At 57.4% G+C, this 22,705-nt stretch carries 19 protein-coding genes and 6 pseudogenes; 17 read left to right on the top strand and 8 right to left on the bottom strand.

The annotated features are described in order from the left end of the window. The first annotated feature begins 2 nt into the window (after positions 1-2). Positions 3-767 (top strand): glucose 1-dehydrogenase, encoded by a 765-nt coding sequence (locus tag ASD52_RS12095; RefSeq protein ID WP_025429869.1) that lies wholly within the window; start codon positions 3-5, stop codon positions 765-767. 1,263 nt (positions 768-2,030) lie between these two features. Here ASD52_RS12095 and ASD52_RS12090 read toward each other — a convergent pair. Further along, positions 2,031-2,801 (bottom strand): L-iditol 2-dehydrogenase, encoded by a 771-nt coding sequence (locus ASD52_RS12090; protein WP_057224520.1) that lies wholly within the window; start codon positions 2,799-2,801, stop codon positions 2,031-2,033. A gap of 107 nt (positions 2,802-2,908) precedes the next feature. After that, positions 2,909-3,058: pseudogene (locus tag ASD52_RS12085) on the bottom strand (sugar ABC transporter substrate-binding protein); the annotation flags it as partial. A gap of 402 nt (positions 3,059-3,460) precedes the next feature. Between ASD52_RS12085 and ASD52_RS38360 the strand changes: the two are divergent. Further along, positions 3,461-3,632: pseudogene (locus ASD52_RS38360) on the top strand (class II D-tagatose-bisphosphate aldolase, non-catalytic subunit); the annotation flags it as partial. Positions 3,633-3,650: 18 nt separating this feature from the next. Further along, a pseudogene (locus ASD52_RS12080) lies at positions 3,651-3,975 on the top strand (ATP-binding cassette domain-containing protein); the annotation flags it as partial. An 88-nt stretch (positions 3,976-4,063) separates the two neighbouring features. Here ASD52_RS12080 and ASD52_RS12075 read toward each other — a convergent pair. Both ASD52_RS12075 and ASD52_RS12070 read right to left on the bottom strand, forming a co-directional pair. Further along, the gene (locus ASD52_RS12075) at positions 4,064-5,092 is read right to left on the bottom strand and encodes a LacI family DNA-binding transcriptional regulator (protein WP_057224516.1); all 1,029 of its coding nucleotides are present in this window, start codon (positions 5,090-5,092) and stop codon (positions 4,064-4,066) included. Positions 5,093-5,451: 359 nt separating this feature from the next. Next, a complete protein-coding gene (locus ASD52_RS12070) occupies positions 5,452-6,234 on the bottom strand; it encodes an alpha/beta hydrolase (RefSeq protein WP_025429875.1) in 783 nt (260 codons plus the stop codon). A 159-nt stretch (positions 6,235-6,393) separates the two neighbouring features. Here ASD52_RS12070 and ASD52_RS12065 point away from each other — a divergent pair, with 159 nt between their 5' ends. Both ASD52_RS12065 and ASD52_RS12060 read left to right on the top strand, forming a co-directional pair. Then, positions 6,394-6,978 carry a sigma-70 family RNA polymerase sigma factor gene (locus tag ASD52_RS12065; RefSeq protein WP_057224513.1) on the top strand — a complete coding sequence of 195 codons (585 nt, stop codon included), beginning with the start codon at positions 6,394-6,396 and terminating at the stop codon, positions 6,976-6,978. Further along, the gene (locus ASD52_RS12060; protein ID WP_063991835.1) at positions 6,975-7,622 is read left to right on the top strand and encodes a DUF1109 domain-containing protein; all 648 of its coding nucleotides are present in this window, start codon (positions 6,975-6,977) and stop codon (positions 7,620-7,622) included. The genes ASD52_RS12065 and ASD52_RS12060 overlap by 4 nt, the downstream gene beginning before the upstream one ends. 177 nt (positions 7,623-7,799) lie before the next feature. Here ASD52_RS12060 and ASD52_RS12055 read toward each other — a convergent pair whose 3' ends face one another. Next, positions 7,800-8,339 carry a TetR/AcrR family transcriptional regulator gene (locus ASD52_RS12055; RefSeq protein ID WP_025429879.1) on the bottom strand — a complete coding sequence of 180 codons (540 nt, stop codon included), beginning with the start codon at positions 8,337-8,339 and terminating at the stop codon, positions 7,800-7,802. 159 nt (positions 8,340-8,498) lie between these two features. On the opposite strand from ASD52_RS12055, the gene ASD52_RS12050 reads away from it, so the two are divergent. Both ASD52_RS12050 and ASD52_RS39960 read left to right on the top strand, forming a co-directional pair. After that, positions 8,499-9,239 carry a 3-oxoacyl-ACP reductase family protein gene (locus tag ASD52_RS12050; RefSeq protein ID WP_025429880.1) on the top strand — a complete coding sequence of 247 codons (741 nt, stop codon included), beginning with the start codon at positions 8,499-8,501 and terminating at the stop codon, positions 9,237-9,239. Positions 9,240-9,701: 462 nt separating this feature from the next. Continuing rightward, positions 9,702-9,870 (top strand): annotated as a pseudogene (locus ASD52_RS39960) (ectoine/hydroxyectoine ABC transporter ATP-binding protein EhuA); the annotation flags it as partial. Between the two features lie 84 nt (positions 9,871-9,954). Here the strand turns inward: ASD52_RS39960 and ASD52_RS12045 are convergent. Continuing rightward, on the bottom strand, positions 9,955-10,938 hold the full coding sequence (locus ASD52_RS12045; RefSeq protein ID WP_063991834.1) for a LysR family transcriptional regulator: 984 nt from the start codon (positions 10,936-10,938) through the stop codon (positions 9,955-9,957). 223 nt (positions 10,939-11,161) lie between these two features. On the opposite strand from ASD52_RS12045, the gene ASD52_RS12040 reads away from it, so the two are divergent. From ASD52_RS12040 to ASD52_RS38350, 10 genes and pseudogenes are all read left to right on the top strand, one after another. Continuing rightward, the gene (locus ASD52_RS12040) at positions 11,162-11,815 is read left to right on the top strand and encodes a glutathione S-transferase family protein (protein ID WP_025429882.1); all 654 of its coding nucleotides are present in this window, start codon (positions 11,162-11,164) and stop codon (positions 11,813-11,815) included. A 40-nt stretch (positions 11,816-11,855) separates the two neighbouring features. Continuing rightward, the gene (locus ASD52_RS12035; RefSeq protein WP_200874081.1) at positions 11,856-12,533 is read left to right on the top strand and encodes an amino acid ABC transporter permease; all 678 of its coding nucleotides are present in this window, start codon (positions 11,856-11,858) and stop codon (positions 12,531-12,533) included. Continuing rightward, positions 12,530-13,180, top strand: a complete 651-nt coding sequence (locus tag ASD52_RS12030; protein WP_057224509.1) for an amino acid ABC transporter permease — start codon at positions 12,530-12,532, stop codon at positions 13,178-13,180. The genes ASD52_RS12035 and ASD52_RS12030 overlap by 4 nt, the downstream gene beginning before the upstream one ends. Positions 13,181-13,202: 22 nt before the next feature. Then, on the top strand, positions 13,203-14,024 hold the full coding sequence (locus ASD52_RS12025; RefSeq protein ID WP_025429885.1) for a transporter substrate-binding domain-containing protein: 822 nt from the start codon (positions 13,203-13,205) through the stop codon (positions 14,022-14,024). Between the two features lie 59 nt (positions 14,025-14,083). Continuing rightward, complete coding sequence (locus ASD52_RS12020; RefSeq protein ID WP_025429886.1) at positions 14,084-15,268, top strand: fumarylacetoacetate hydrolase family protein; 1,185 nt, start codon at positions 14,084-14,086, stop codon at positions 15,266-15,268. A gap of 40 nt (positions 15,269-15,308) precedes the next feature. After that, positions 15,309-16,094, top strand: a complete 786-nt coding sequence (locus tag ASD52_RS12015) for an amino acid ABC transporter ATP-binding protein (RefSeq protein ID WP_057224507.1) — start codon at positions 15,309-15,311, stop codon at positions 16,092-16,094. Positions 16,095-16,115: 21 nt separating this feature from the next. Next, positions 16,116-17,492, top strand: coding sequence for a glutathione-disulfide reductase (gorA, locus tag ASD52_RS12010; RefSeq protein ID WP_057224505.1), 1,377 nt, complete (start codon positions 16,116-16,118; stop codon positions 17,490-17,492). A gap of 32 nt (positions 17,493-17,524) precedes the next feature. Further along, positions 17,525-18,562: pseudogene (locus ASD52_RS12005) on the top strand (aldehyde dehydrogenase family protein); the annotation flags it as partial. A gap of 330 nt (positions 18,563-18,892) precedes the next feature. Continuing rightward, positions 18,893-19,492, top strand: a pseudogene (locus ASD52_RS39955) (aldehyde dehydrogenase family protein); the annotation flags it as partial. A 73-nt stretch (positions 19,493-19,565) separates the two neighbouring features. Then, positions 19,566-19,721 (top strand): aldehyde dehydrogenase family protein (locus tag ASD52_RS38350; protein ID WP_156612969.1); only part of this gene is annotated, 156 nt, incomplete at its 5' end. A gap of 374 nt (positions 19,722-20,095) precedes the next feature. Here the strand turns inward: ASD52_RS38350 and ASD52_RS11990 are convergent. Further along, entirely contained in the window at positions 20,096-21,658 is a 1,563-nt protein-coding gene (locus ASD52_RS11990; protein WP_025429889.1) for a sulfatase, read from the bottom strand. 59 nt (positions 21,659-21,717) lie between these two features. Continuing rightward, on the bottom strand, positions 21,718-22,704 hold the full coding sequence (locus ASD52_RS11985) for an aliphatic sulfonate ABC transporter substrate-binding protein (protein ID WP_025429890.1): 987 nt from the start codon (positions 22,702-22,704) through the stop codon (positions 21,718-21,720). Between the last annotated feature and the right edge of the window lies 1 nt (position 22,705).

Here is a 22,705-nt window from a genome sequence, read left to right as displayed (position 1 = left end):
CCATGATACTCGAGAAATTCAGGCTCGACGGAAAGGTGGCTGTCGTCACTGGTGGCACCCGTGGTATTGGCCTGGCAATCGCCAAGGCCCTCGGTGAGGCGGGAGCCCGCGTCATCATCAGCGCACGCACATCGGCTTCGGAGGCTGCTGAGGTCCTGACCAATGCAAACGTGGATTTCGAGTTTATCGAAGCCGACATGCGCGAGGAGGGTGCCGCGGACGAGCTGACGAGACGGGTCATCAAGCGCATGGGCAGGTTAGACATCCTTGTCAACAACGCCGGCGTCGCAATCCATGGGGACAGTGGTGATTTCGACGACGAGACCTGGCGCAAAATCATGAGCCTGAATGTCGACGCGGTGTTCCGTTCCTGCCGTGCCGCGCTCGCGCCGATGCGCGCCCAGGGAGCAGGCGTCATTCTCAACATTGGTTCGATGTCTGGGATCGTTTCGAACATTCCTCAGAACCAGGTCGCGTATAACAGCTCGAAAGCGGCCGTTCATATGATGACCAAGAGCCTTGCCAGCGAACTCGCCCTCGAGAACATTCGCGTCAATGCCATGGCCCCCGGCTACATTGAGACCGATATGTCGCGTGGTGGCATCGAGAATCCGGATTGGTTTCCAATTTGGCGCGATATGACTCCCATGGGGCGCGTTGGACAGCCGGACGAAGTTGCAGCCGCAGCCCTGTTCCTCTGCTCGCCGGCATCAAGCTATGTGACAGGCGAGGTCCTGGTTATCGACGGCGGCTACACCACGCGGTAGGGACAAACCGCAGCTCGCATCCAAACTCGACTATTACTAGCCCCGTCGGTGGCGGCCATCGGCGGGGCCGTTTCATTTTGATGAAGACACGTTAGAGCTAGCGCGACCGGCTACGCCGGCGCATCCGCGATGCTTCTGATCATTGAGGCGCGGGAAACGCGTCGACGAGCGCCGGGAGGCTTCTCGCAATGCTTGCGCAGGTGTAGCTCAATCGCGAACCGGCCCATTTCATTTAGTTTTGCGCGATCAGGTAGAAAAGACCACCACAGGCAACTTACCCAATTGAATTAAAAGAGCAATTACGTCCACCTTCCCGGAAGGTTGTAGGAATGCATCAACACGTTTACCGCGTTTAGCTGCGGGCTGCCGTCATTGGACTTCGTCCAGGTGGCTCCAATACCGGTCATTGACAGGATGTCATGCCCCCTCACTTGCGCGTCTTGGAGTCATCCTCAAAACGGCCAGATTTGGCACAAATACCGAAATTCGTGGCCGGCTGGAGCGTTTGACAGACAGTCGGCCGCGAACTGCACCTTCATTGTCGTCGGGTCCCGTCGGCTTCTTCGTCAAGAAGGGGCCGGACCCCCTCGAGCGTCGGCCGGCGCGAGACGAACTTGGCCATCTTGCTATCATCCCGCTTCAGGATATCCAGCGCATCAGGAATGTTGCAGTTCAGCGAATGCGAACCGACCGGTTTCAGCTGGCGGACGGAAGATCTCGAAGGGCGCGATGGAAATGCGGGTCTTCGACGACACTGACAATGCCGGTCGCATCGGCCATGAAATCAAAGGAGCAACGCCCTTTCGACAATTCGGCGGAGCCTGACGATCCCGCTCAGCTCATGTTCGCCGGCAAATGCGAACCGGCTTTCGTTGATATCGACGACCGTGACGTTTTCCACGTCCTCAGCCTACAACGAAAGCGCGAGCACCGAGCCGATTGGCCCCGCATCGACGACGAAGGGCGTCGCGCGGCATGGCCGCGCCATTGCGCAGGCCGGCGCTGCCGAGCTCGCGCACCACGCAGGCGAGTGGTTTGGCGAGTGCAACCATAGGGCATGTCGCCGATGCCGTGCAGGTGGTCGGCGCACACGATGCTCAATCGGCAAACACGCCATTGTGCGAGACGCCGTAAGACTTGAGGTGCGGCAGATGTTCGTCAGCAACTCTTGGCAGGCGGATCAGCGATGCACGGAAGGTTCGGATCGACGGCCACGCGGTAACCGGCGCGAAGACCGATCGCTTTCATGCTGCTCGCCATGGATCAGCTCATCCAGTTGCCGCCGTCGACATTGTATGTCTGGGCGAGGATGTAATCGCTGTCCTTCGACGCGAGGAAGACGGCGAGGCCCTTGATGTCTTCGGCGGTGGCAAAGCGGCCGATCGGAACGGATTTCGCGACAGCGGCTTTCTTCTCGCCGGGCATCAGGCCTTCCCATTCGGCAAACTTTGCGTCGACGATGTCCCAGTGCTCGCCATCGACCACGCCGGGCGCGATCGCATTGACATTGATCCCGTACTTTACGAGCGCCAGCGCTGCCGACTGCGTAGCGGAGATGATGGCGGCCTTGGAGGCGCAATAGAGTGTCACCAGCGCTTCGCCGCGCCTGCCGGCCTGGCTGGCCATGTTGATGATCTTGCCGCCGCGGCCACGGGCGATCATCACATTGGCGACAGCCTTCATAGTGAAGAGCGGCCCTTTGAGATTCACGTTGAAGAGGCGGTCGTAGCTGTCTTCGGTGATCGCCTGGATAGGCGCCATATCGAAGATCGCAGCATTGTTGACGAGGATGTCGATGCCGTCGAAGTCTTCGTCGACCGTCTTGATCACGGCCTCGATGTCGGCAAGGTTCGTGACATCGAGCTTGAGGGCCGTTGCTGCGGAGCCTATAGATGCGGCCGCTTCGCTGGCGCGCTCGAGGTTAATGTCAGCGATAATGACCTTCGCGCCCTCAGCGGCGTAGGCTTCCGCGAAGCCGAGGCCAATCCCGCGCGCGCCGCCAGTGATCAGGGCGATTTTGTCTTGAAGTCTCATATCGGTTTCTCCATCCGGTCGCCACAACGAGGCCTGCGTGGCAAATTCTGTTGATCGAAAGCTTTGCTAACGTCGGGGAGCGCGCGGCAAGCCGCGGGCTGGAGCCCCTAATTGATGTAGCCGGAGCGGGTCATGTCGCGCTCGACTTGGGTTTGTGCCGCTTCGAAGACCGCATCGAACGTCTGCTGGCCGGCGATCGTCGCGCTAAGTTGTTGGCCGACTAAGGTGCCAATCGCCTGGAGTTCCGGCTTGGCGACGCAGCAGACAATAACAGAATGCGAACAAAGGTCCTCACAGCCCGCCCCTCCTTTACGGATGCTCATACATAAAACTACACGCGTAAAGAAATGTATCCGCCGAGACACCTCACATTGTCAAGCGGCAAGTTCGCTTATCAATCCGTAATATGGCCGTATTTGAGATATTGACGTTAGAATAAGGATATATGCTGAAAACTGTTCGAAAGAATTTGGCATCTGCATCCATGAAAGACATTCGGAATTATATTCACGCGTGTAAAAATTATTGACCTTTCTGCCGTCGTTCCGTTACCTCCCGATCTCCCGCAATACGCAGCGGCGCGCGCACTGTCACCAGGCAGGGACCGATGGAAGGCGTTTCCAGCAAGGCGATTCGGCCGCAGGCCGGGAGGTAATGGCATGAGCACTATTCTGACCGGACTTGCTGCGGCCCGTCGCGAGGGTCGGCCCTACGGCATCGCGTCTGTATGTTCCGCCCACCCCGTCGTGCTTCGCGCAGCCCTGCGCCGGGCAGCGGGAAGCGGGAAACGGCAGTCCCGTCCTCATCGAGGCGACCTGCAACGAGGTCAACCTGATGCGCGCCGTTGGCACGGGCGCGGCACTAGCCAAGCGCGGACTTGCCATGGTGTTCCCGCCCTACGCGCTGCATCCGCATATGTCGATGCGCAACAATATCGCCATTTCCGTTGAAAATGGCGAAGATGGATCCGGCTGCGATTGACAAGAAGGTGACCGAAGCAGACAGCGTTCTCAACCTGTCGAACTATTTCGACCGCCGTCCGGGCCAATTGTCCGGCGGCCAGCGTCAGCGCGTCGCCATCGTGCGCGAACCGTCGGCGTTCCTATTCGATGGGCCACTCTCCAACCTCGATGCTGCATTGCGCGGCACCATGCGGCTTGAGATCAGCGAACTACGCCCAGTTGCAGTATGCTACCCGGCGCGGCGCCTTGAGAACTAGAGGTCTCTTCGCAACTCGCAGCTGCAGAAGCGGCCAACGAGAGTTATGCTGAATGCCGCATGATGAGCCGCGCTTCCAGGCGTTTAACATTGGACTGATCGCCTGCTCGAGGCGAAGTCTCGCCGATGCGCGCAAACAGCATGTCGATACCGGTTGCCGCAATGCCCTGATAGTCCTGTGCCACGGTCGTCAGCGGCGGGCACGAGAAGCGGCTGAGCGGATGGTCGTCATGGCCGGCGACGCGCAGATCGCTGTCACTGTCACGCCCGACGCGTCGGCGCCGCTCGAAGGCGGCCGCGATGACGCCAAAGGCCAGCCGGTCGTTGGCGCACAGCACGGTGCGGGTCGGAAACCCGCCCTTGTCGAGGATACGGCCGGCCTCCTCGTAGCCGGCTTGTTCGAAGGTCCAGCTTTTGGCAGGCATGGGCAATGTGATTGGTTCCAGCCTCAACCGCTCCATGGAGGCAATGTAGGCGTTCCGGCGCTCGATCGCGTTCTGGTTAACCAACGGCATCTCGAGAAAACAGGGATGCTCCCCTGTGCGGGAGAGATACTCTGTTATGATGTCGATGCTCTGCTTATTGTCCGTTCCGACGAAGGGCTTGTCGCCGATGCCGTTGTCCAGAAAGACCATCGGCATGGCGTTGGAAAGGCTTTCGATCAGGCGCACATCGGTCTCAAAACCGAGCGGCGCCATCAGCACGCCGGCAATGTTGAGCGAGAGGAGGGTGCGCATGGCGCGCGCCTCCAGCTTCCGCTCCCCGTGCGAGGAGAGCACGATCGTCCAGTAGCCTTCCGCAAGGCACCGCATTTCGATCTGACGCACGATCTCCGCATAGAACGGGTCGGAAATGTGGGGAACGATCAGGCCGATATTCTTCGGATTCTTACGGTTAAGGCTGACGGCAAAAATGTTGGGCCGGTAGTCGTAGTCCTTCAATGCTTTTTCGATGCGGGTGCGGGTCGAGGGTTTCACGCTCTCCGGATTGTCGAAGTATTTCGATACTGTCGGACGGGAAAGGCCACTCGCGAGGGCGAATTCCTCCATTGTCCTGACTTTGCTTTCACTCATATTCGCTTCCAAGACTTGCAAAAAAGCAGATGCGCTGCGTTGCGCGTTTCTCATATGTAAAAATAAAAGTTTTCAGCAGCCAGACAACAGGCGGTCCACACTTTCACGCGGGCTGGCTCCCGCTCGCATATAAGCATCACGACGATAGGATACCAAATGTTTTTCGCATGGAAAAAATTAGCGCGTATAAATTAATTTGTTGATGCGCTAACTAATCTAGGTCACAGAATGCCCCAGGTTAATCAACTGACATGCGCTCGTCCAAGGGAAAACAGTATATCCTTCACTGGGCAAATCTTGATTGAAACTAATCGGATCGGATGTGGCCGGGCATGCCTGATGCCCGGCACGCTTTCTGGTTACTTCTCTGCCGGATAGCCTGCGGCGGCGAGGATCAGGTTGGCAATGGCGCGCGGGTGCGAAATAAGCGAGACGTGACTGGAATTGAGCTCGACGGTCGTCGCATTCATGCGCTTGGCAAGAAAGCGTTGGAGATCAGGATTGGTCGTCCGATCCTTCGTGGAAACAGCATACCAACTTGGCTTGGCTTTCCAAGCAGCACGCGACGTCTTGGATGCAAACAAGGTATCGGAAATCCGGCCTTGGACGGCATAGAGCGCTAGCGCATCGTTTCGGCTGAGATCACCTGCAAAGTCCTTGACGAACGCCTGTTCGCTGAGTTGCGCGAAGCCGTCCTTGCGAACCAGGCCCTTGCTTGCGGGGGCTGCCGGAAATTTTTTGGTGAGTGCAGGATAGTCTTCGCTGGCGTCCGGCGCACGCGCGGCAACATAGACGAGCGCAGAGACTTTGGGGTCGACGCCCGTCTCGCTGATAACCATCCCCGCATAGGAATGCCCTACGAGCACAGTCGCGCCCTCTTGCAATGCAAGCACTCGCTCCGTAGCGGCAACGTCGTCGGCAAACGACGTGAGCGGGTTTTGAACCGAGGTGACTTTCAGTCCGGCCTTCTGCAACAGCGGAATGACCTTCGACCAACTGGAGCCGTCTGCATAGGCACCGTGAACGAGAACTACGTTGCGCGCCTTAACCGGGGCGTTTGTTGCTGCGGAGGAAATGTGAGCAGAAAAAACTGTGGCAAGGAGTGCCGTCAAAGCGAAGGCGGTTTTCTTGAAGATGTTCATCGTCGGTCATCCATATTGTTTCGTTCTGAAGCCCGATGCTTCAAAAGGTTCATTCGGATGTTCCCCGCGCAGCGCAACATGATCACGCTTTTGTTACAGGTCGACATTTTTTTCACCCGGCTATGTAATGAAACGCGATCGGCAGCGAATAGGTAGTCTATGACCAATCGTGAGAACATATGGGCGGGTGCGATGCGTGCCGCCATACATGGAGACGCGGCTGCGTATGAGAGGTTGCTCGAGGATATCGGGCGAACGCTGCGCGTGATCGTGTGCCGTAAACTTTCGCGTTTCGGCATGAACACCGACCAAGCGGAAGATATAGTTCAGGAAGTCCTTCTAGGCGTGCATATGATGCGCGATCGTTGGGACGCCGGTAGGCCCTTCCTTCCCTGGCTACACGCTATCGTTCGATACAAGATTGGCGATGCGGTGCGTAAACGCAGCCGAGAGGCGCGCCACCGCTGCAATGTGACGCTTGACGAACTCGCCGAGGTCGTTGCTGCGCCCGAGCTGGCTGCAGGCCGACATATGCCGGATATGGAACGCGCGCTGGAAAGCCTTTCCGAAGGTCAGCGAGACATTGTTAATTCCCTAACGATCGATGGACAATCCGTGCGCGAGACGGCGCAACGACTAAAGACCAGCGAAGGTGCGGTCCGCGTTACTCTGCATCGCGCTCTTCAGCGGCTCGCTGGCTTCGCTAATCGCGTGCCGAATTGGGCAGAAAGAGGCAAGACATGAGATCCGTAGAGGACACTTCCGCTCTTATTAAGGGTATGGCGCAGGAGGCGGCCGAGCGAAAGCACCGTTACCGTCCTTTGTTGGACCGTCTTCTAATTCCGGCCGCGCTTGGGTCGCTGGCGCTCTCGATCGTATTTGCCCTTACTCTTTTTGGCATCCGCCCACACCTCAGCACAGTTCTTGTTGGCACGCCTTTCCTGTTCAAGTTTGCAACTATGCTTTTACTTGCGTCTGGAGGTCTTGTCGCGGTGCGCCGGGCTGGAAATCCGGGCTCGGGCAGTCAAGTTGGACTTGCGCTCGTTCCTGGCGTCATTCTGCTTGCGGCCGCCACCGTGATTGACGGCTCGGGCTTTCCAATACTCGGGCGTAGCGGCAGTTCCGTTCCAAGCTGTGTTGGTGCCATCGTGCTTTTGTCGCTGCCAACGCTCGCTGTCGTTCTTCGGGTTTTGAAGTATGGCGTACCGACGCAACCGGCAAGGGCTGGGATGTCAGCCGGTTTGCTCGCAGGGACAATCGGCGGAGCGGCCTATGCCTTCGTGTGCCAGAACGACGGCGCCGTCTTCGTTGCCGTCTGGTATGGCCTTGCCATCTTCATCGTTGCCGGATTTGGTGCGGTGATTGGATCTCGGGCACTGTCCTGGTAGAGTCTAGGATGCGAGGCCATATACTGTTCCCCGGCTGCAAAGGTTGCACTATTTCCATTGGCTCTGAAAAACTTGCTGGTCGAACCGGTGGAATCGCGCCAGCGATGCCAATGCAACTGCTTCGAAGTGAGCTGTAGTTCAGGGCGCAAGCGATGGTGGCTCTCACACCTTAACTTCCTACGATGGGGCCGGCCATGCCTTCATCGCGGTGTCTGCAACCTCTCTCAGTTCATCGACGGTCGCGCCATCGCGCGCCTGGATGGACATTCCTTGCTGGACGCTGAGAAAATAACGCGCAACTACTGAAGGGCTTACGTCGGATTTCAACTCGCCGGTGGCAATAGCTTCTTCAAGTTTTCGTTCCACGAGAAGGAGCCCCTGCCGCCTTGCCGCCTCAACAAACTGACCAAGATGCTCGCTTCCCTCTCCACGGACATCTGAGAGCGTTACCATGCACCCGCTCGGCTTATTTATCCCAGGCAGCACCTCAGCGGAATCACGGAGAAATGCTTGAACGGCGTCACGAGCGGTCGCAGCCTTTTGGAACCGATCCCAGATACGGGGCGCCACCTTTGCCATGTAATATGAAATGCACTCTTCATAAAGGCGCTCCTTACTGCCGAAAGCCGCGTAAAGGCTCGGCGGCGCGATTGAGAGTGTTGAGCAGAGGTCAGCCATCGATGTCGCGGCAAATCCCTTTCGCCAAAACATGTCCATCGCGATAGCTAAAGCTCTTTCTTTATCAAATCCGCGGGGTCGTCCAGTTCGCATAACATCTCTCTCTCTCTTTAACGACCGTTAAATAATTGTCCTTGACGCGTGATGCAATCATTTCGTACGACTTCTTTAATGCTCATTAAAAAAGGAGATGGAATGATGCGCAGACTTGAAGGAAAACGAGCACTCGTGACAGGTGGCAGCCGTGGCATAGGCGCGGCCATTGCACGGCGCCTTGCCGCCGAGGGCGCCGATGTTGCGATTACTTATCATCGCGCAGCGGACGCTGCGAACAAGGTGATTGAGGAAATCCGTTCGACGGGAGGACGTGCGCTTGCGTTCGCGTCGGACAATGCTGATGATCAAGCTATTGATCGAGTAGTGTCGTCTGTCGTGAACGAGTTCGGCGGGGTGGACATCCTGGTTAACAATGCTGGGATTTTTGAAGTCGGGGCGCTTGAAAAGACTAATGTCGAAGACATTGAACGCAACCTCAATATCAACGTTCGGGCAGTTGTTCTTGCCAGTCGGGCTGTCATTCCACATCTGCGGTCAGGCGGACGGATCATAAACATTGGAAGCTGCTTGGCCACACGAGTTCCTGCTCCGGGCATCGCACTTTATGCACTGACGAAGTCAGCGCTGATAGGATTTACGAAAGGCTTGGCGCGCGATCTCGGAAGCAATGGTACGACCGTGAACATCGTCCATCCAGGACCGACCGATACCGATATGAACCCTGCAGCCGGTGACAGCGCGGAGGGGCAGCGGCAAAGGATTGCCCTGGGGCACTTTGGATCGCCAGAGGACATTGCAGCGAGCGTCGCGTTCCTTGCTAGTGAGGATGGCCGCCACATTACCGGCGCGGAATTGGCTGTTGATGGCGGTATCAACATTTAAACGGTCACGACACAGCGCGCCCTGACACACTGGGCCCTTTTCTCACCGCGAAGCGGGAGCCGTGGTTTTGCCTGCTAAGCGTTCACCACGGCCCCGGTCCCGCCAATGCGGATGACCCCTTGGCATTAACGGTCAGATCTCGATCTTTGGGCGAAAGAAGTAGGGCTCGCAGAACTCACCGGTGCATCGGCCACGTTCGTCAGCATTGTGGGGGCGCTGATCTCAGTTATAGGCCATTCCCATCGTCGGCGGGTTATTGGCGTCTGCCGGACTGATCTTTGCCTAAGAGCGCGGCCTCCGATCGCCATTGATTTCAGGACTTGCTAACCGATCCAGCCCGGCTAGTTGCTCTGAGCGGGGGATGTCCCTCAAACCGCGTTTCATGGCAGCTTTTTTGACGGGACAATCTCGGCAAAAGGTCCCTCGCGATTGCATTCGTGCGTACTCCGAACCGTTAGTTGAGCCAAACAAGGGCTAACAATGATCGTGGTGAATCATGAAATAGCGTTCGCTCGCGAAGCCGCCGATCGCGTCGTGTTCATGGACGGAGGCAATATCGTCGAAATGGGTGGGCCGAACAGGTCATCGGTGCCCTCGGCATCCCGGCACAATGGCGTTCTCGGCCCGGTTCCAAGAGCGGTGGTGGGGCCTATTCGACATTAGGGGAGAAGCGCTTCGAAACGTGTCGAAAAATGAGGGCACTTTGAATGCGCACCTACAGAACCGCATTTCGTTGGATCGCTCGCGGCTGAGGATGGACCTCCAGGAACGATTTCTTGCGCAGATAACTAGGCGTTTTTTGCCGAGATAATTTCTCTGCAAAGAAATCTACGAACGCACGCACGCGTGCTGCGAGATGTGTCTGATCCACAAACAGTGCATTAATGGGTTCGTTGCGTCCGTAATGGTACTCCTGCAACAGCGGCACCAGGCGACCTTCTTCAATATCCTCGCCAATATGGAACGATGCCAATCGCGCGATGCCCATCCCAAGGAGGGCGAGTTGGCGCACTGTTTCTCCATCGCTTGCTGCAATTGCTGAGCTTATCCTCTTGGTGATACCGCGACCGTTTGAGGGTTCCTTGAACAACCATTCGTTCAATCCCTGATGAAAATTGAAACCGATGCAGCGATGCTGTTCCAAATTCTCGGGGTGGTCCGGTATTCCGTACCGAGCTAAATAGCCTGGTGAGGCAACAAGCGTACGCCTGCTCTCGCCGATCTTACGAGCCTTCAAAGGGCAATCATTGACTGCCCCAACACGAATAGCGATATCCGCCGTATTCTGCATCAGGTCAATAGAACTGTCATTGAGCGAGAAATCGAGTTCGATTTCCGGATAAAGCTCGGTGAACTCCGGGATTAGAGGCAATAGAACGCAACGCGCAAACGGAACCGAAGCCGAGATTCTGAGCTGCCCCCGGGGTGTCACATTAGGACCCTGCGACAGCATGCTTTCGGTATGTCGAATGTCGGCAAGAATCCTGCAGGCGCTACGATAGTAGACCTCTCCCTCGGCTGTCAGGCTCGCCGTCCGAGCAGAACGCAACAGCAAGCGCGTCTGAAGTCGTCCCTCGATCCGCGAAACCAACTTGCTTACTGAAGACGGCGACATATTCAGGTGCTTTCCAGCTGCTGCAAACCCGTGATTTTCGACGACCGCAATGAAGACCCGCATCTCGCCTGCTGCGTTATCCATGGCTTTTCTTCCCTATTGTCGGCAATTGCCTCCTGAAATGACTTTAGCAGGTCTTGGCGTGAATTGAATTCACGCCTGCCATTCAAACAGGCCGTCTTGTGCGGCCTGCGTCGCCAATTCATTATTTGCCTGTCACAGTAGCAAGCCGAACCAAAAGCTCGGTCCATCGAACAATCTGAAGATCTTATGACTGCCGCGATCGCATCACGGCGGAGGAAGTATTATGGACAAAAAAGACACCTCCATCACACTGTTCTACTCGCCCGGCGCTTGCTCGATCGCGCCCCACATGGCCCTGGAAGAGACGGGCCTTCAATACTCAACCACGCTCGTTTCGCTCGAAGCTGGAGTCCAAAACAGCCCTGAGTTCAGAAAGATCAATCCGAAGGGACGAGTTCCGGCGCTTCGTGTCGGATCCGACGTCATTACTGAGAACCCAGCAATTTTGCGCTACATCGCCGGGCTTGTTCCTGCCGGTGTCCTGCTTCCAGAGGATCCTCTCGAGCAAGCGAGATGCGATGAATGGCTCGCGTGGTGCGCTTCCTCTGTCCACGTGACTTACGCCCATGTCCGACGACCCGAGCGCTACGCTGATGCGGATAGTGCGATAGCCAATGTCATCGAAAAAGGCCGACAGGCGTCACGAAATATTTGGCGGGCGACTGATGAAAAACTCGCTGGCAAGGCCTGGGCCGCCGGCCCTTCGTTTTCTATCGCCGACCTTTACCTTCTAGTCTTTTGGCTTTTCGGGCGCTCATCGACGCTTGGTTTCGACATGGAAACTGACTTTCCGAATTGGGATCTTCACGCAAAGCGCGTCGCTCAACGACCGGCTGTCCGCACCGTCTTCGAACGGGAGGGGGTCGTCCTCCCGTGAGGAGGTGACTTCAGCGAGAGGAGGAGGGTCGTTTGCCATGCTGTACTCATTTGAATTCGCCGACGTCATCGAGGCGTGGCCTGCGCTGTTGGCCGGAGCAGCCAACACGCTCTGGCTCTCGGGAGTATCAATCGCACTTGGTGTTGTTGTCGCGTCGATAGGCGCGGCAGCAAAAACGCTCGGCCGCAGCCGGGTAAGGTTCTTTATCGACTGCTACATTGAACTCATCCGAAACACCCCGTTTCTCGTTCAAGTCTTTCTCATTTTTTTCGGACTACCGGCTGTCGGCCTCAAGATGTCCCCGAATACCGCGGCAATAACCGCAATGGTGGTGAATTTCGCCGCATACGCAATCGAGATCATCCGGGCAGGGATCGAGAGCATTCCGAAAGGGCAAACCGACGCTGGAAAAGCACTTGGCCTCAGCCAATTTAACATCTTCCGCCTCGTAATTTTTAAGCCAGCCCTGCAGGCAGTGTATCCCGCACTGACGAGCCAGATGATCCTCCTGATGCTGAACTCCAGCGTTTGCTCAGCAATCGCGGCAACCGAACTCACGGCAGTCGCAGGCGACATTCAATCGCGAACTTTCCGGAGCTTCGAAGTCTATTCCGTGGTTACAGCGATGTACTTCGTTCTGTCGGTGTTCTTTTGGTCAATGTTCGCAGCGGTGCATGCCATGCTGTTCAAAGCGCGCTCGCGTGGTGCAGTAAAATGAGAGAACTAACTTCCGGCGAACTTCTATACATCGCAAGCGCAATGCGCTGGACCATAATTCTGTCCGTCGTCTCGCTTGTTTGCGGGATGGCTGGTGGGCTGCTACTCGCGCTTGGACGGACCAGCGAAGTCAAAGCACTTCGGGTTGGCTCCACCGCCTACTTGAAGATCATGCAAGGCACGCCGCTTCTCATGCAAATCTTCATGGCATTCTTTGTGCCGGGTGTCTTCGGTTACGACGTTAATCCGTTTCTTGCCGCTGCAACCGCCCTGTCAATGAACGCCAGTGCGTTTCTGGGCGACATTTGGCGCGGGTGTATAGATGAGGTCCCCAAAGGTCAACGAGAAGCCGCGAAAGCCCTTGCATTGCCTTACTTCGTGGCCACCTTTTTGGTCGTCATTCCCCAAGCAATCCGACTGGCCGTGCCGCCGTCTGTGGGCTTTCTCGTTCAACTTATCAAAGGCACGTCGCTCACTGCGCTCGTCGGTTTTGTAGAAATCACCCGCGCGGCGCAAGTCGTCAACAATGCCACTTTCAAGCCCTTTCTGATCTTCAGCTTCGTATGCGCTTGCTACTTCGTCGTTTGCTGGCCGCTGTCGCTTTTCAGCAAGTATCTCGAGGGCCGCATGCGCCCACCGTCGCACTAAACATTCAAAGGGAGGAACCAGAATGTTTTCGAGCACAACAAAACTAAGGATCGTTCAAAAAGCCGCCGTTGCAGCCTCGATCTTCGCCGCAACCTTCGGTGCAACGACTGCTCACGCGCTCACAACTGACGAGGTGAAACAGCGAGGAAAACTCGTCGTTGGCGTCTTGACCGACTATCCGCCGTTCGGGGGCACCGATGCCAATCAGGAACCGGCGGGCTATGACGTGGATGTCTCCCGTCTCATGGCAAAGGAGCTTGGTGTCGAATTACAGATCGTTCCCGTCACCGGTCCCAACCGCATTCCATTTCTTCTGACCAGAAAGATTGATGCGGTCGTGGCGACATTCGGCATCATCAAGGAGCGGACGAAGCAGGTCAACTTTTCCAATCCCTACAGCGCCATGACCATCTATATCCTGGGGTCGAAAGACCTTCAGGTTTCCAAACCCGATGATCTGAAAGAAAAACGGGTCGGAGTGACGCGGGCAAGCACCCAAGACACTGCGGTCATGGAGATCGCGCCGAAAGAAGCGACGATCATGCGCTTCGACGACGATGCCACAACCACACAATCGATCATCTCCGGTCAGGTTGATGTGATCGGGGCTAGCAACACCGTGCTCGCCACCATCAATACACAGTTTCCAGACCTTCAAATACAGCCAAAATTCGTCATGAAGGAGCAGGCCAACGGCATCGCATTCCGCAAGGACGATACGCAGTTTCTCGAATGGACGAACGAATTCATCGCCAGAATCGTCGATGACGGGCGCCTGAGCGAGATCAATCAGAGGTGGTTCGGTGCCCCGCTGAAAGAGCTGCCAGCCATGCCGAAGTTCTAAACACTTTAAAATTGGGCGACGAGGTCAAACCGTCGCTCTCATCGAGTGAGTTGAAGAAAATGAATGATCTTGCGATTCGGTCGCTTCTACCCATAGATCACTATACTGGTGCGCTGGTCGGCCGCATCTGGCGTCCTGGTATCGGTCCCGCAATCGTAGCCATCCGGGAGGATGGTGTGTTCGACGTCTCGAGCACCTTCCCCCTGATGAGTGCTTTATGCGAGGAGAACGATCCCGCAGCGGCGGTTCGTGGTGCCGCCGGTGATTACGTCGCGTCCCTCGACGCCATCGCGAGAAATACGGATGAGCAGTCCAGGAAAAACGACGCGCCCTGGCTTTTGTCGCCTATCGACCTCCAGGTGATCAAAGCAGCAGGAGTTACCTTTGCTCGCTCCATGCTTGAGCGCGTGATCGAGGAAAGGGCAAGGGGGCGAGCCAGCGAAGCCTCGCAATTCCGCGATGAAGTCCTCGACTTGATCGGGACCAATCTCAGAAATGTTCGTCCTGGATCGAGTGATGCACAAAAGTTGAAGGACTTCCTCCTCTCGAGAAATGCCTGGAGCCAATATCTCGAGGTCGGTCTCGGTTCCGATGCCGAGATTTTCACGAAGGCGCCATGTCTGTCTTCCATCGGCACGTTCGTGTCGGCCGGATTTAATGGCGCCTCAACCTGGAATAATCCCGAACCGGAGGTCGTTCTCGTCGTCTCGTCGCGAGGCAAGGTATGCGGCGCGACACTAGGGAACGATGTCAACCTCAGAGACTTCGAGGGTCGCTCGGCGCTGTTGCTGTCGAAAGCAAAGGACAACAATGCCTCATGCGCTATTGGTCCATTCATCCGGTTCTTTGACGACAACTTTTCGATGGAAAACATTCAAACCATGGATCTGACGCTTACAATCGAGGGGTCAGATGGATTTCGGCTGACCGACGTAAGCTCGATGACAGAGATCAGTCGGGAACCATTGGACCTCGTATCTCAAGCCATCAACGCCAATCATCAGTACCCAGATGGTCTTGTTCTGTTTCTGGGCACGATGTTTGCGCCGACAAAAGACCGCGGCACCGCCGGCATGGGCTTCACACATCACGTCGGAGACGTCGTTTCGATCACCTCCAACTATCTCGGCACTTTGACCAACCGCATGAAAGCAAGCAGCGACTGTGAGCCATGGTCGTTCGGATTCACTTCATTGATGCGATCGCTTCACGATCGTGGGCTGCTCGGGCAGAGGCCGTCATAGCCCTGATTTCAAGGGATAGCTGGTTTTACGGGAGGAAAAAGTGAGTAAAGCGGTTTCTGCAGGGGAAAGCCCCAGAAAAAGTGGCGTCGAATCCGAGCCGATCATCCGGCTATCGGGCGTGGGAAAATGGTATGGGCAGTTCCAGGTTCTTCGCGACATTGATCTAGATGTTCGTCGCGGTGAGAGGATCGTCATCTGCGGTCCATCCGGGTCAGGCAAGTCCACCATGATCAGGTGTATCAATCGACTGGAGGAACATCAGCGCGGAGCTATTGTCGTTGATGGTCTCGAGCTTACGAACGATGTCAATAATATCGATGAAATTCGCAAGGAAGTGGGGATGGTATTCCAGCACTTCAATTTGTTCCCCCATCTGACAATTCTGCAGAATTGTACGCTGGCACCCATCTGGGTCCGGAAGATGCGCAAGTCCGATGCCGAAGAAGTCGCGATGCACTATCTTGAACGAGTGAAAATCCCGGAACAGGCGCATAAGTACCCGGGACAGCTATCTGGGGGCCAGCAGCAGCGCGTCGCCATAGCTCGGGCACTCTGCATGAACCCGAAGATTCTGCTCTTCGACGAGCCAACCTCCGCGCTAGATCCTGAGATGGTCAAGGAAGTTCTCGACACGATGGTCAGCCTCGCTGGCGAGGGAATGACCATGATGTGCGTCACCCATGAAATGGGGTTCGCGCGGCAAGTTGCCGACAGGGTCATATTCATGGATGCCGGTCAGATCGTCGAAACAAACGCACCGGACCAATTTTTCAGAAACCCGCAGCACGAGCGCAGCAAACTCTTTCTCAAGCAGTTGCTTCACTAGTCACTTATTTTGAGGCGCGTCATGTCATTCAATGAAAATCTGGACCTGTTCGTCATAGGTGGCGGGTCGGGTGGGGTTCGGGCCGCCAGGGTCGCGGCCGAGCATGGGGCCCGCGTTGCGATCGCGGAGCAGAGCCGCTTCGGTGGCACCTGCGTCATTCGGGGATGCGTTCCAAAGAAACTGTTGGTCTATGCCGGTCGGTTCAAGGATGAGTTCGAATCCTCACGCGCGTTTGGATGGAATTTCGAAGCTGCCACCTTTGACTGGAAAACCTTCCGTGCGAAGAGCGATGCGGAAATAGCTCGTCTTGAACGAGCATACCGCTCAACCCTTGAAAAGAGCGGCGTCGAGATCTTTGACGATCGTGCACTGGTCGAAACACCCAACACTATCCGTCTCGTTAATGCGGATCGTTGCATCACAGCCAAGCAGATTCTCGTTGCGACTGGCAGCCGTCCAGCCCTTGCCAACTTTCCCGGTTGTGAGCATTTGTTGACGTCAGACGATGTGTTCAGTTTCGAAAAGGTACCGGAGCGGCTTCTCTTTGTGGGCGGTGGATACATCGCGGTTGAGTTCGCTAGTATTTTCGCCCATCTCGGTACAAAGACGACCATCGCATACAGAGCGCCAAGACTCCTACGCGGTTTCGATCTGGATATCTCCGATCACATCGAGACCCAGTTCAAGGATCGTGGAATAGATCTCGTTGCCGCAGCCACGATAAGTAGCATCGAACAGATGGAAACAGGCGGCTTCCGAGTGGTCTTAACCAATAGCGAGGTCTTGGAGGAGGATGCCGTCGTATCGGCCACCGGTCGTTTGCCGAATACACCGCACCTAGGTCTCGAAGAAGTCGGCGTGAAACTCGATTTTGCGGGCGCAATCCTCGTTAACCGTGAGCATCGAACGAGCATCCCGTCGATCTTCGCGGTCGGCGATGTGGTCAATCGTGCGAACCTAACGCCTGTTGCAATCCGGGCAGGACATGCTCTTTCCGACAAACTCTTTGGTAACATTGAGGTCTGCTGCGCAGCCGGCCCGATCCCAACGGCGGTGTTCACGACGCCCGAAGTTGGCACAGTTGGCCTTTCAGAGGAGGCGGCGCGCCAGACCTATGAGAATGTTAGGATATTCCGATCTGAATTCACGCCAATGAAGGCAAGTTTCGCCGCCAAGCGCAGTCGAACGTTGATGAAACTGGTCGTGGACGGTCTGTCGGACAAGGTCTTGGGCGTTCACGTCGTTGGCGCCGACGCCGGCGAAATCATTCAGATGGCAAGCGTTGCGCTGACGATGGGAGCGACAAAGGCTGATTTCGATCGCACCGTTGCTGTCCACCCGACAGCGTCGGAAGAACTCGTGACCATGCGCCTTGAACTCGCCCAAGCGACTGAATGAAGCGCCCACAAGACTCTTTCAAACAGGAAGGTATACAGATGTTCCAGAATCTAATTGGTGGCGAATGGGTAGGCGGAGATGGCGCGAAGAACACCAATCCGTCCGACACCAACGACGTGATCGGGGAATATGCCCGCGCCTCGGCCGACGATGCGAAGGCGGCGATTGCCGCGGCCAAGGCTGCGTTTCCGGCCTGGTCACGCTCCGGCATCCTCGAGCGCCATGCAATCCTCAGAAAGACCGCCGACGAGATCCTGGCGCGCAAGGACGAGCTCGGACGGCTGTTGTCGCGCGAGGAGGGCAAGACGCTGGCGGAAGGCATCGGCGAGACCGTGCGCGCCGGCCAGATCTTCGACTTCTTTGCCGGTGAGGCGCTGAGGCTCGCCGGCGAAGTCATCCCCTCGGTGCGTCCGAACATCGGCGTCGAGATCACCCGCGAACCGGTCGGCGTCGTCGGCATCATCACGCCATGGAATTTCCCGATCGCCATTCCCGCCTGGAAGATCGCGCCGGCGCTCTGCTACGGCAACACCGTCGTCTTCAAGCCGGCCGACCTCGTGCCGGGCTCGGCATGGTCGATTGTCGACATTCTCCATCGTGCCGGCCTGCCGAAGGGCGTGTTGAACCTGGTGATGGGCAAGGGTTCGGTCGTCGGCCAGACGATGCTCGACAGCCCCGACATTCACGCGATCACCTTTACCGGCTCGACCGGCACCGGCAAACGCGTGGCACTCGCCTCGGTCGAGCACAATCGCAAGTACCAGCTGGAAATGGGCGGCAAGAACCCGTTCGTGGTGCTCGATGATGCCGATCTTGGCGTTGCCGCCGAAGCCGCCGTCAATTCCGCCTTCTTCTCCACCGGCCAGCGTTGCACCGCCTCGTCGCGGGTGATCGTGACGGAAGGCATTCACGACCGGTTCGTGGCGGCGATGGGCGAGCGCATGAAGGGGCTCACCATCGACGACGCGCTGAAGGCCGGCACCCATATCGGCCCGGTGGTCGACCAGAGCCAGCTCAACCAGGACACCGACTACATCGCCATCGGCAAACAGGAAGGCGCCAAACTCGCCNCAGAGAATGAGCTCCGGATAATATGATCGTGACSGAAGGCATTCACGACCGGTTCGTGGCGGCGATGGGCGAGCGCATGAAGGGGCTCACCATCGACGACGCGCTGAAGGCCGGCACCCATATCGGCCCGGTGGTCGACCAGAGCCAGCTCAACCAGGACACCGACTACATCGCCATCGGCAAACAGGAAGGTGCGAAACTCGCCTTCGGCGGCGAGCTTTTGAAGCGTGACACGCCCGGCTTCTACCTGCAGCCGGCGCTGTTTACCGAGGCAACCAACCAGATGCGCATCTCGCGTGAAGAAATCTTCGGACCGGTCGCTTCGGTAGCGTTGCACCGCSTCGTCGCGGGTGATCGTGACCGAAGGCATTCACGACCGGTTCGTGGCGGCGATGGGCGAGCGCATGAAGGGGCTCACCATCGACGATGCGCTSAAGGCCGGCACCCATATCGGCCCGGTGGTCGACCAGAGCCAGCTCAACCAGGACACCGACTATATCGCCATCGGCAAACGGGAAGGCGCCAAACTCGCCTTCGGCGGCGAGCTTYTGAAGCGYGACACGCCCGGCTTCTACCTGCAGCCGGCGCTGTTTACCGAGGCAACCAACCAGATGCGCATCTCGCGTGAAGAAATCTTCGGACCGGTCGCTTCGGTGATCCGGGTGAAGGATTATGACGAGGCGCTTGCCGTYGCCAAYGACACGCCGTTCGGGCTGTCGTCGGGCATTGCCACCACCAGCCTGAAACATGCGACGCATTTCAAGCGCAATGCCGAGGCCGGCATGGTGATGGTCAACCTGCCGACCGCCGGCGTCGATTTCCACGTGCCCTTCGGTGGCCGCAAGGGCTCCTCCCATGGCTCGCGCGAGCARGGTCGCTACGCCGCCGAATTCTACACAACCGTCAAGACCGCATACACCCTGGCTTAATGGGCGCCGTCGCAGGCCCGCGTTACGGCGCGGGCCGCTCAAGGAAGGATAAGATGAAGAAGAAAGCTGAGTNGAGGCCGGCATGGTGATGGTCAACCTGCCGACCGCCGGCGTCGATTTCCACGTGCCCTTCGGTGGCCGCAAGGGCTCCTCCCATGGCTCGCGCGAGCAAGGTCGCYACGCCGCCGAATTCTACACAACCGTCAAGACGGCATACACCCTGGCTTGAGCAACGGCCCGGCAGGGAACATTGCGATTCACCCAGAGGAACCCTTGCGAGATGAAACGAAAAACAGCGGCTTGGCAGGACTCATCGCAACGATAGCCGCGGATGTGGCTAGGGCGGATCACAGCTCATACTGCGATGGCCCCGCTGCATCGGCAATCATTGAAGGTGTTGGATGTGCCTCTTGCGAAAACAAGGGGCATCCAGTGGCGGCCCAAATGAAAAAGATGCTCAGTGCATGCAGCGCGCTCGCGCAGACCCGTCGGCCAGGCAAGTTAGCTGCCCGAAAAAGGGAGAAAACGGCTTTCGATCCGGAATTGGCGATCGCCTATTGAAACCTGCAAGCCGCGCCGCCTACCGGCGTGGCAGCTCATGGCTCAGGCCGCTGGTGTCAGTTTTCGAAGGTTGGCACGAATTACTGCACTGTCATGTTCCGGAATGTCTCCGATTTCGGTCATCTTTGCATCAAGCTTGGCAAGCATCTCGGCAAAGACATCAGCGAGAGCGGGGTCGTTGGCGCGGTTATGCAGCTCGAACGGGTCCGCCTCGCAGTCGAAAAGCTCCCACTCGGGCGGCTCGTCGCCAGCATGCGCTCCAAGCTGGTTAAGCGGATCATTGTACCAATAGATCAACTTGTAGCGGCCGTCGCGCACCCCATAGTGAGAAAATGCATTGTGGAATTCGTCCTTATGCATCCAGTAGCGATGATAGGCGACGCGTTGCGGATCATGGGCAGCTGTCTGTTCCAGCGTTGGGCGGATACTTTCGCCCTGCATATAGCTTGGCGTTGCCAGCCCCGCGTAGTCGAGGAATGTCGGTGCAAAATCGACGTTGGTGGCGATCGCGTTCGATGTCGTACCCGGCTTGATTCCGGCCGGATAGCGGATCAGGAACGGCATCTGCAACGATTCCTCGTACATGAATCGCTTGTCGAACCATCCGTGCTCGCCGAGGAAGAACCCCTGGTCGGACGTGTAGATGACGATGGTATTCTCGCTCAGCCCCTCGCCGTCGAGATAGTCCAGAAGCCGTCCGACATTGTCGTCCACAGCGGCGATCGTCTGCAGATAGCGCATCATGTAACGCTGGTATTTGAACAGGTCCAGTTCATCCGCGTCGGTGAAAACGTAGGCCTCGCCAGTGTTTGTGTCGATCAGCGGCAGTTCCTGGCCTTCGGTGATCCCGGGGACTTTGCGCTGAGACCAGCCCGGTAGAAGAAGTTCACCGACTTCCTCGCCGCCTTCCGGCTGCACGAGCCCCAGATCCTTGTAGGTCAGATCCGAGCGGATGCGCATCTTGGCAGCGGCGGCCGCCGCCGCGCGATTTGCATAGTCGTCTCCAAACGTTTCAGGGACCGGCAGCTTGCCGTCGGCATAGAGATGGCGATGGCGTGGGTGTGGCTCGAAGCTGCGGTGCGGCGCCTTGTGGTGGCACATCAGGAAGAACGGACGGTCTGCGTTACGCTTGCTCAAGAAGTCCAGGCATTTGTCGGTGATGATATCCGTGGCGTAGCCTTGCTCTGCGTGGGGCCCGGTCCGGTCGATCATAACAGGATCAAAATACTCTCCCTGACCCGGCAGGACGGACCATTCGTCAAAACCGGTCGGCTCATGGGCCTTGCCTTCTCCCAGATGCCACTTTCCGAAGATCGCTGTCTGGTAGCCGCCGGCGCTAAGATGTTTCGCGACGTTCGGCAGGCGGTTGTCGATATGCGTGTCGAGCGTCGTGACCAGATTGACATGATTGTACGTGCCTGTGAGAATTGCCGCTCGGCTTGGCGTGCAGATCGAATTGGTCACGTAGCATCTGTCGAGACGCATGCCTTCATTGGCTATGCGGTCAAGATTGGGCGTACTGTTCAGACCCGAGCCATACGCGGAAATCGCCCTGGCGGCATGGTCGTCCGACATGATGAAGAGGATGTTGGGCTTCTTGGTCATTGGAGGCTCGCTAAAAGGTGCCCGACGCATCGCGCAGCGTCGCGTCAGGCAATGGGAAATTAGTTGCCGGCGTAGAGGTCAGCCAAGTAGTAGTCTTTTGGGTCGAGCGGGTTCTGCAGCTTGCCGAAAGCGACGAATTGTTCATTCAGGCCGTTCAACCAGTTGAACACGGTGCCATCCTTTGTTGCGGTGACGAGCTCAGCCGACGTCAGGAACTGACCGTTCTGGCTTTCCGTCACGAGAGGTTCGGCAGGAACACTGAGGAACTTGGCTGTAATGTCGACTGAGCGGGGTACATCCGCGGCGCGATAGTCATTGGCGTCCTTCATGACGGCGATGAACTTCTTCACCAACTCGGGATCCTGGTCAGCCACTTCGTTGCGCGCCACGAAGGCTGACGGGAAGGAGTTGGCGGGATAGAAATCGGCGCTCTTGGCGACTTCCACGAGATCCGGAACCGTCTTCTTGATGATGCCAACCAGCGGATACCAGATGCCAGCGCCATCGATCTGCTTCGAGGCAAAGGCCGACACGACTGTCGGAGGATCCATCTTGATCACTTCGACATCGGAAAGCTGCATGCCGGCCTTGGCCAGTGCCAGCCGCAACAGCATGTCGCCTGACGTGCCCTCGGGAACGCCGATCTTCTTGCCCTTCAGGTCTGCCATCGAGTTGAAGCCGACTTGAGCGATGACGCGGTCGGACAGGCCGAGCGCGTTCATTGCAACAAGCTTGGCCTTGCCGGTCGCGGGCAGCCAAAGGGCACCCGGACCGACATAGCCGAAATCGAGGCTGCCGGCGCCAAGCGCCTGGATCTGGATGGGGCCGTTCGTAAAAACCTTGAGTTCCGGCTCGAGGCCATGCTTGGCCCAAAGGTCCTGATCGCTCGCAATCGCCGTCAGGCTCGTGCCGAAATAATCGGCGATATAGCCGATGCGCACGGGCGTGGCCTGGGCGAATGCGCCGCGCGTCGTCAGCGAGAGCGCTGGGATGGCAAGCGCTCCGGCCGCCGCTGTGGTCAGGAAATGGCGTCTGGTCAGTTCCATG

It is taken from the genome of Ensifer sp. Root142, assembly GCF_001426785.1.
Taxonomy (GTDB): domain Bacteria; phylum Pseudomonadota; class Alphaproteobacteria; order Rhizobiales; family Rhizobiaceae; genus Ensifer; species Ensifer canadensis.
The sequence above is the reverse complement of the archived record's forward strand: the minus strand, read 5'-3'. Positions and strand labels throughout refer to the sequence as shown.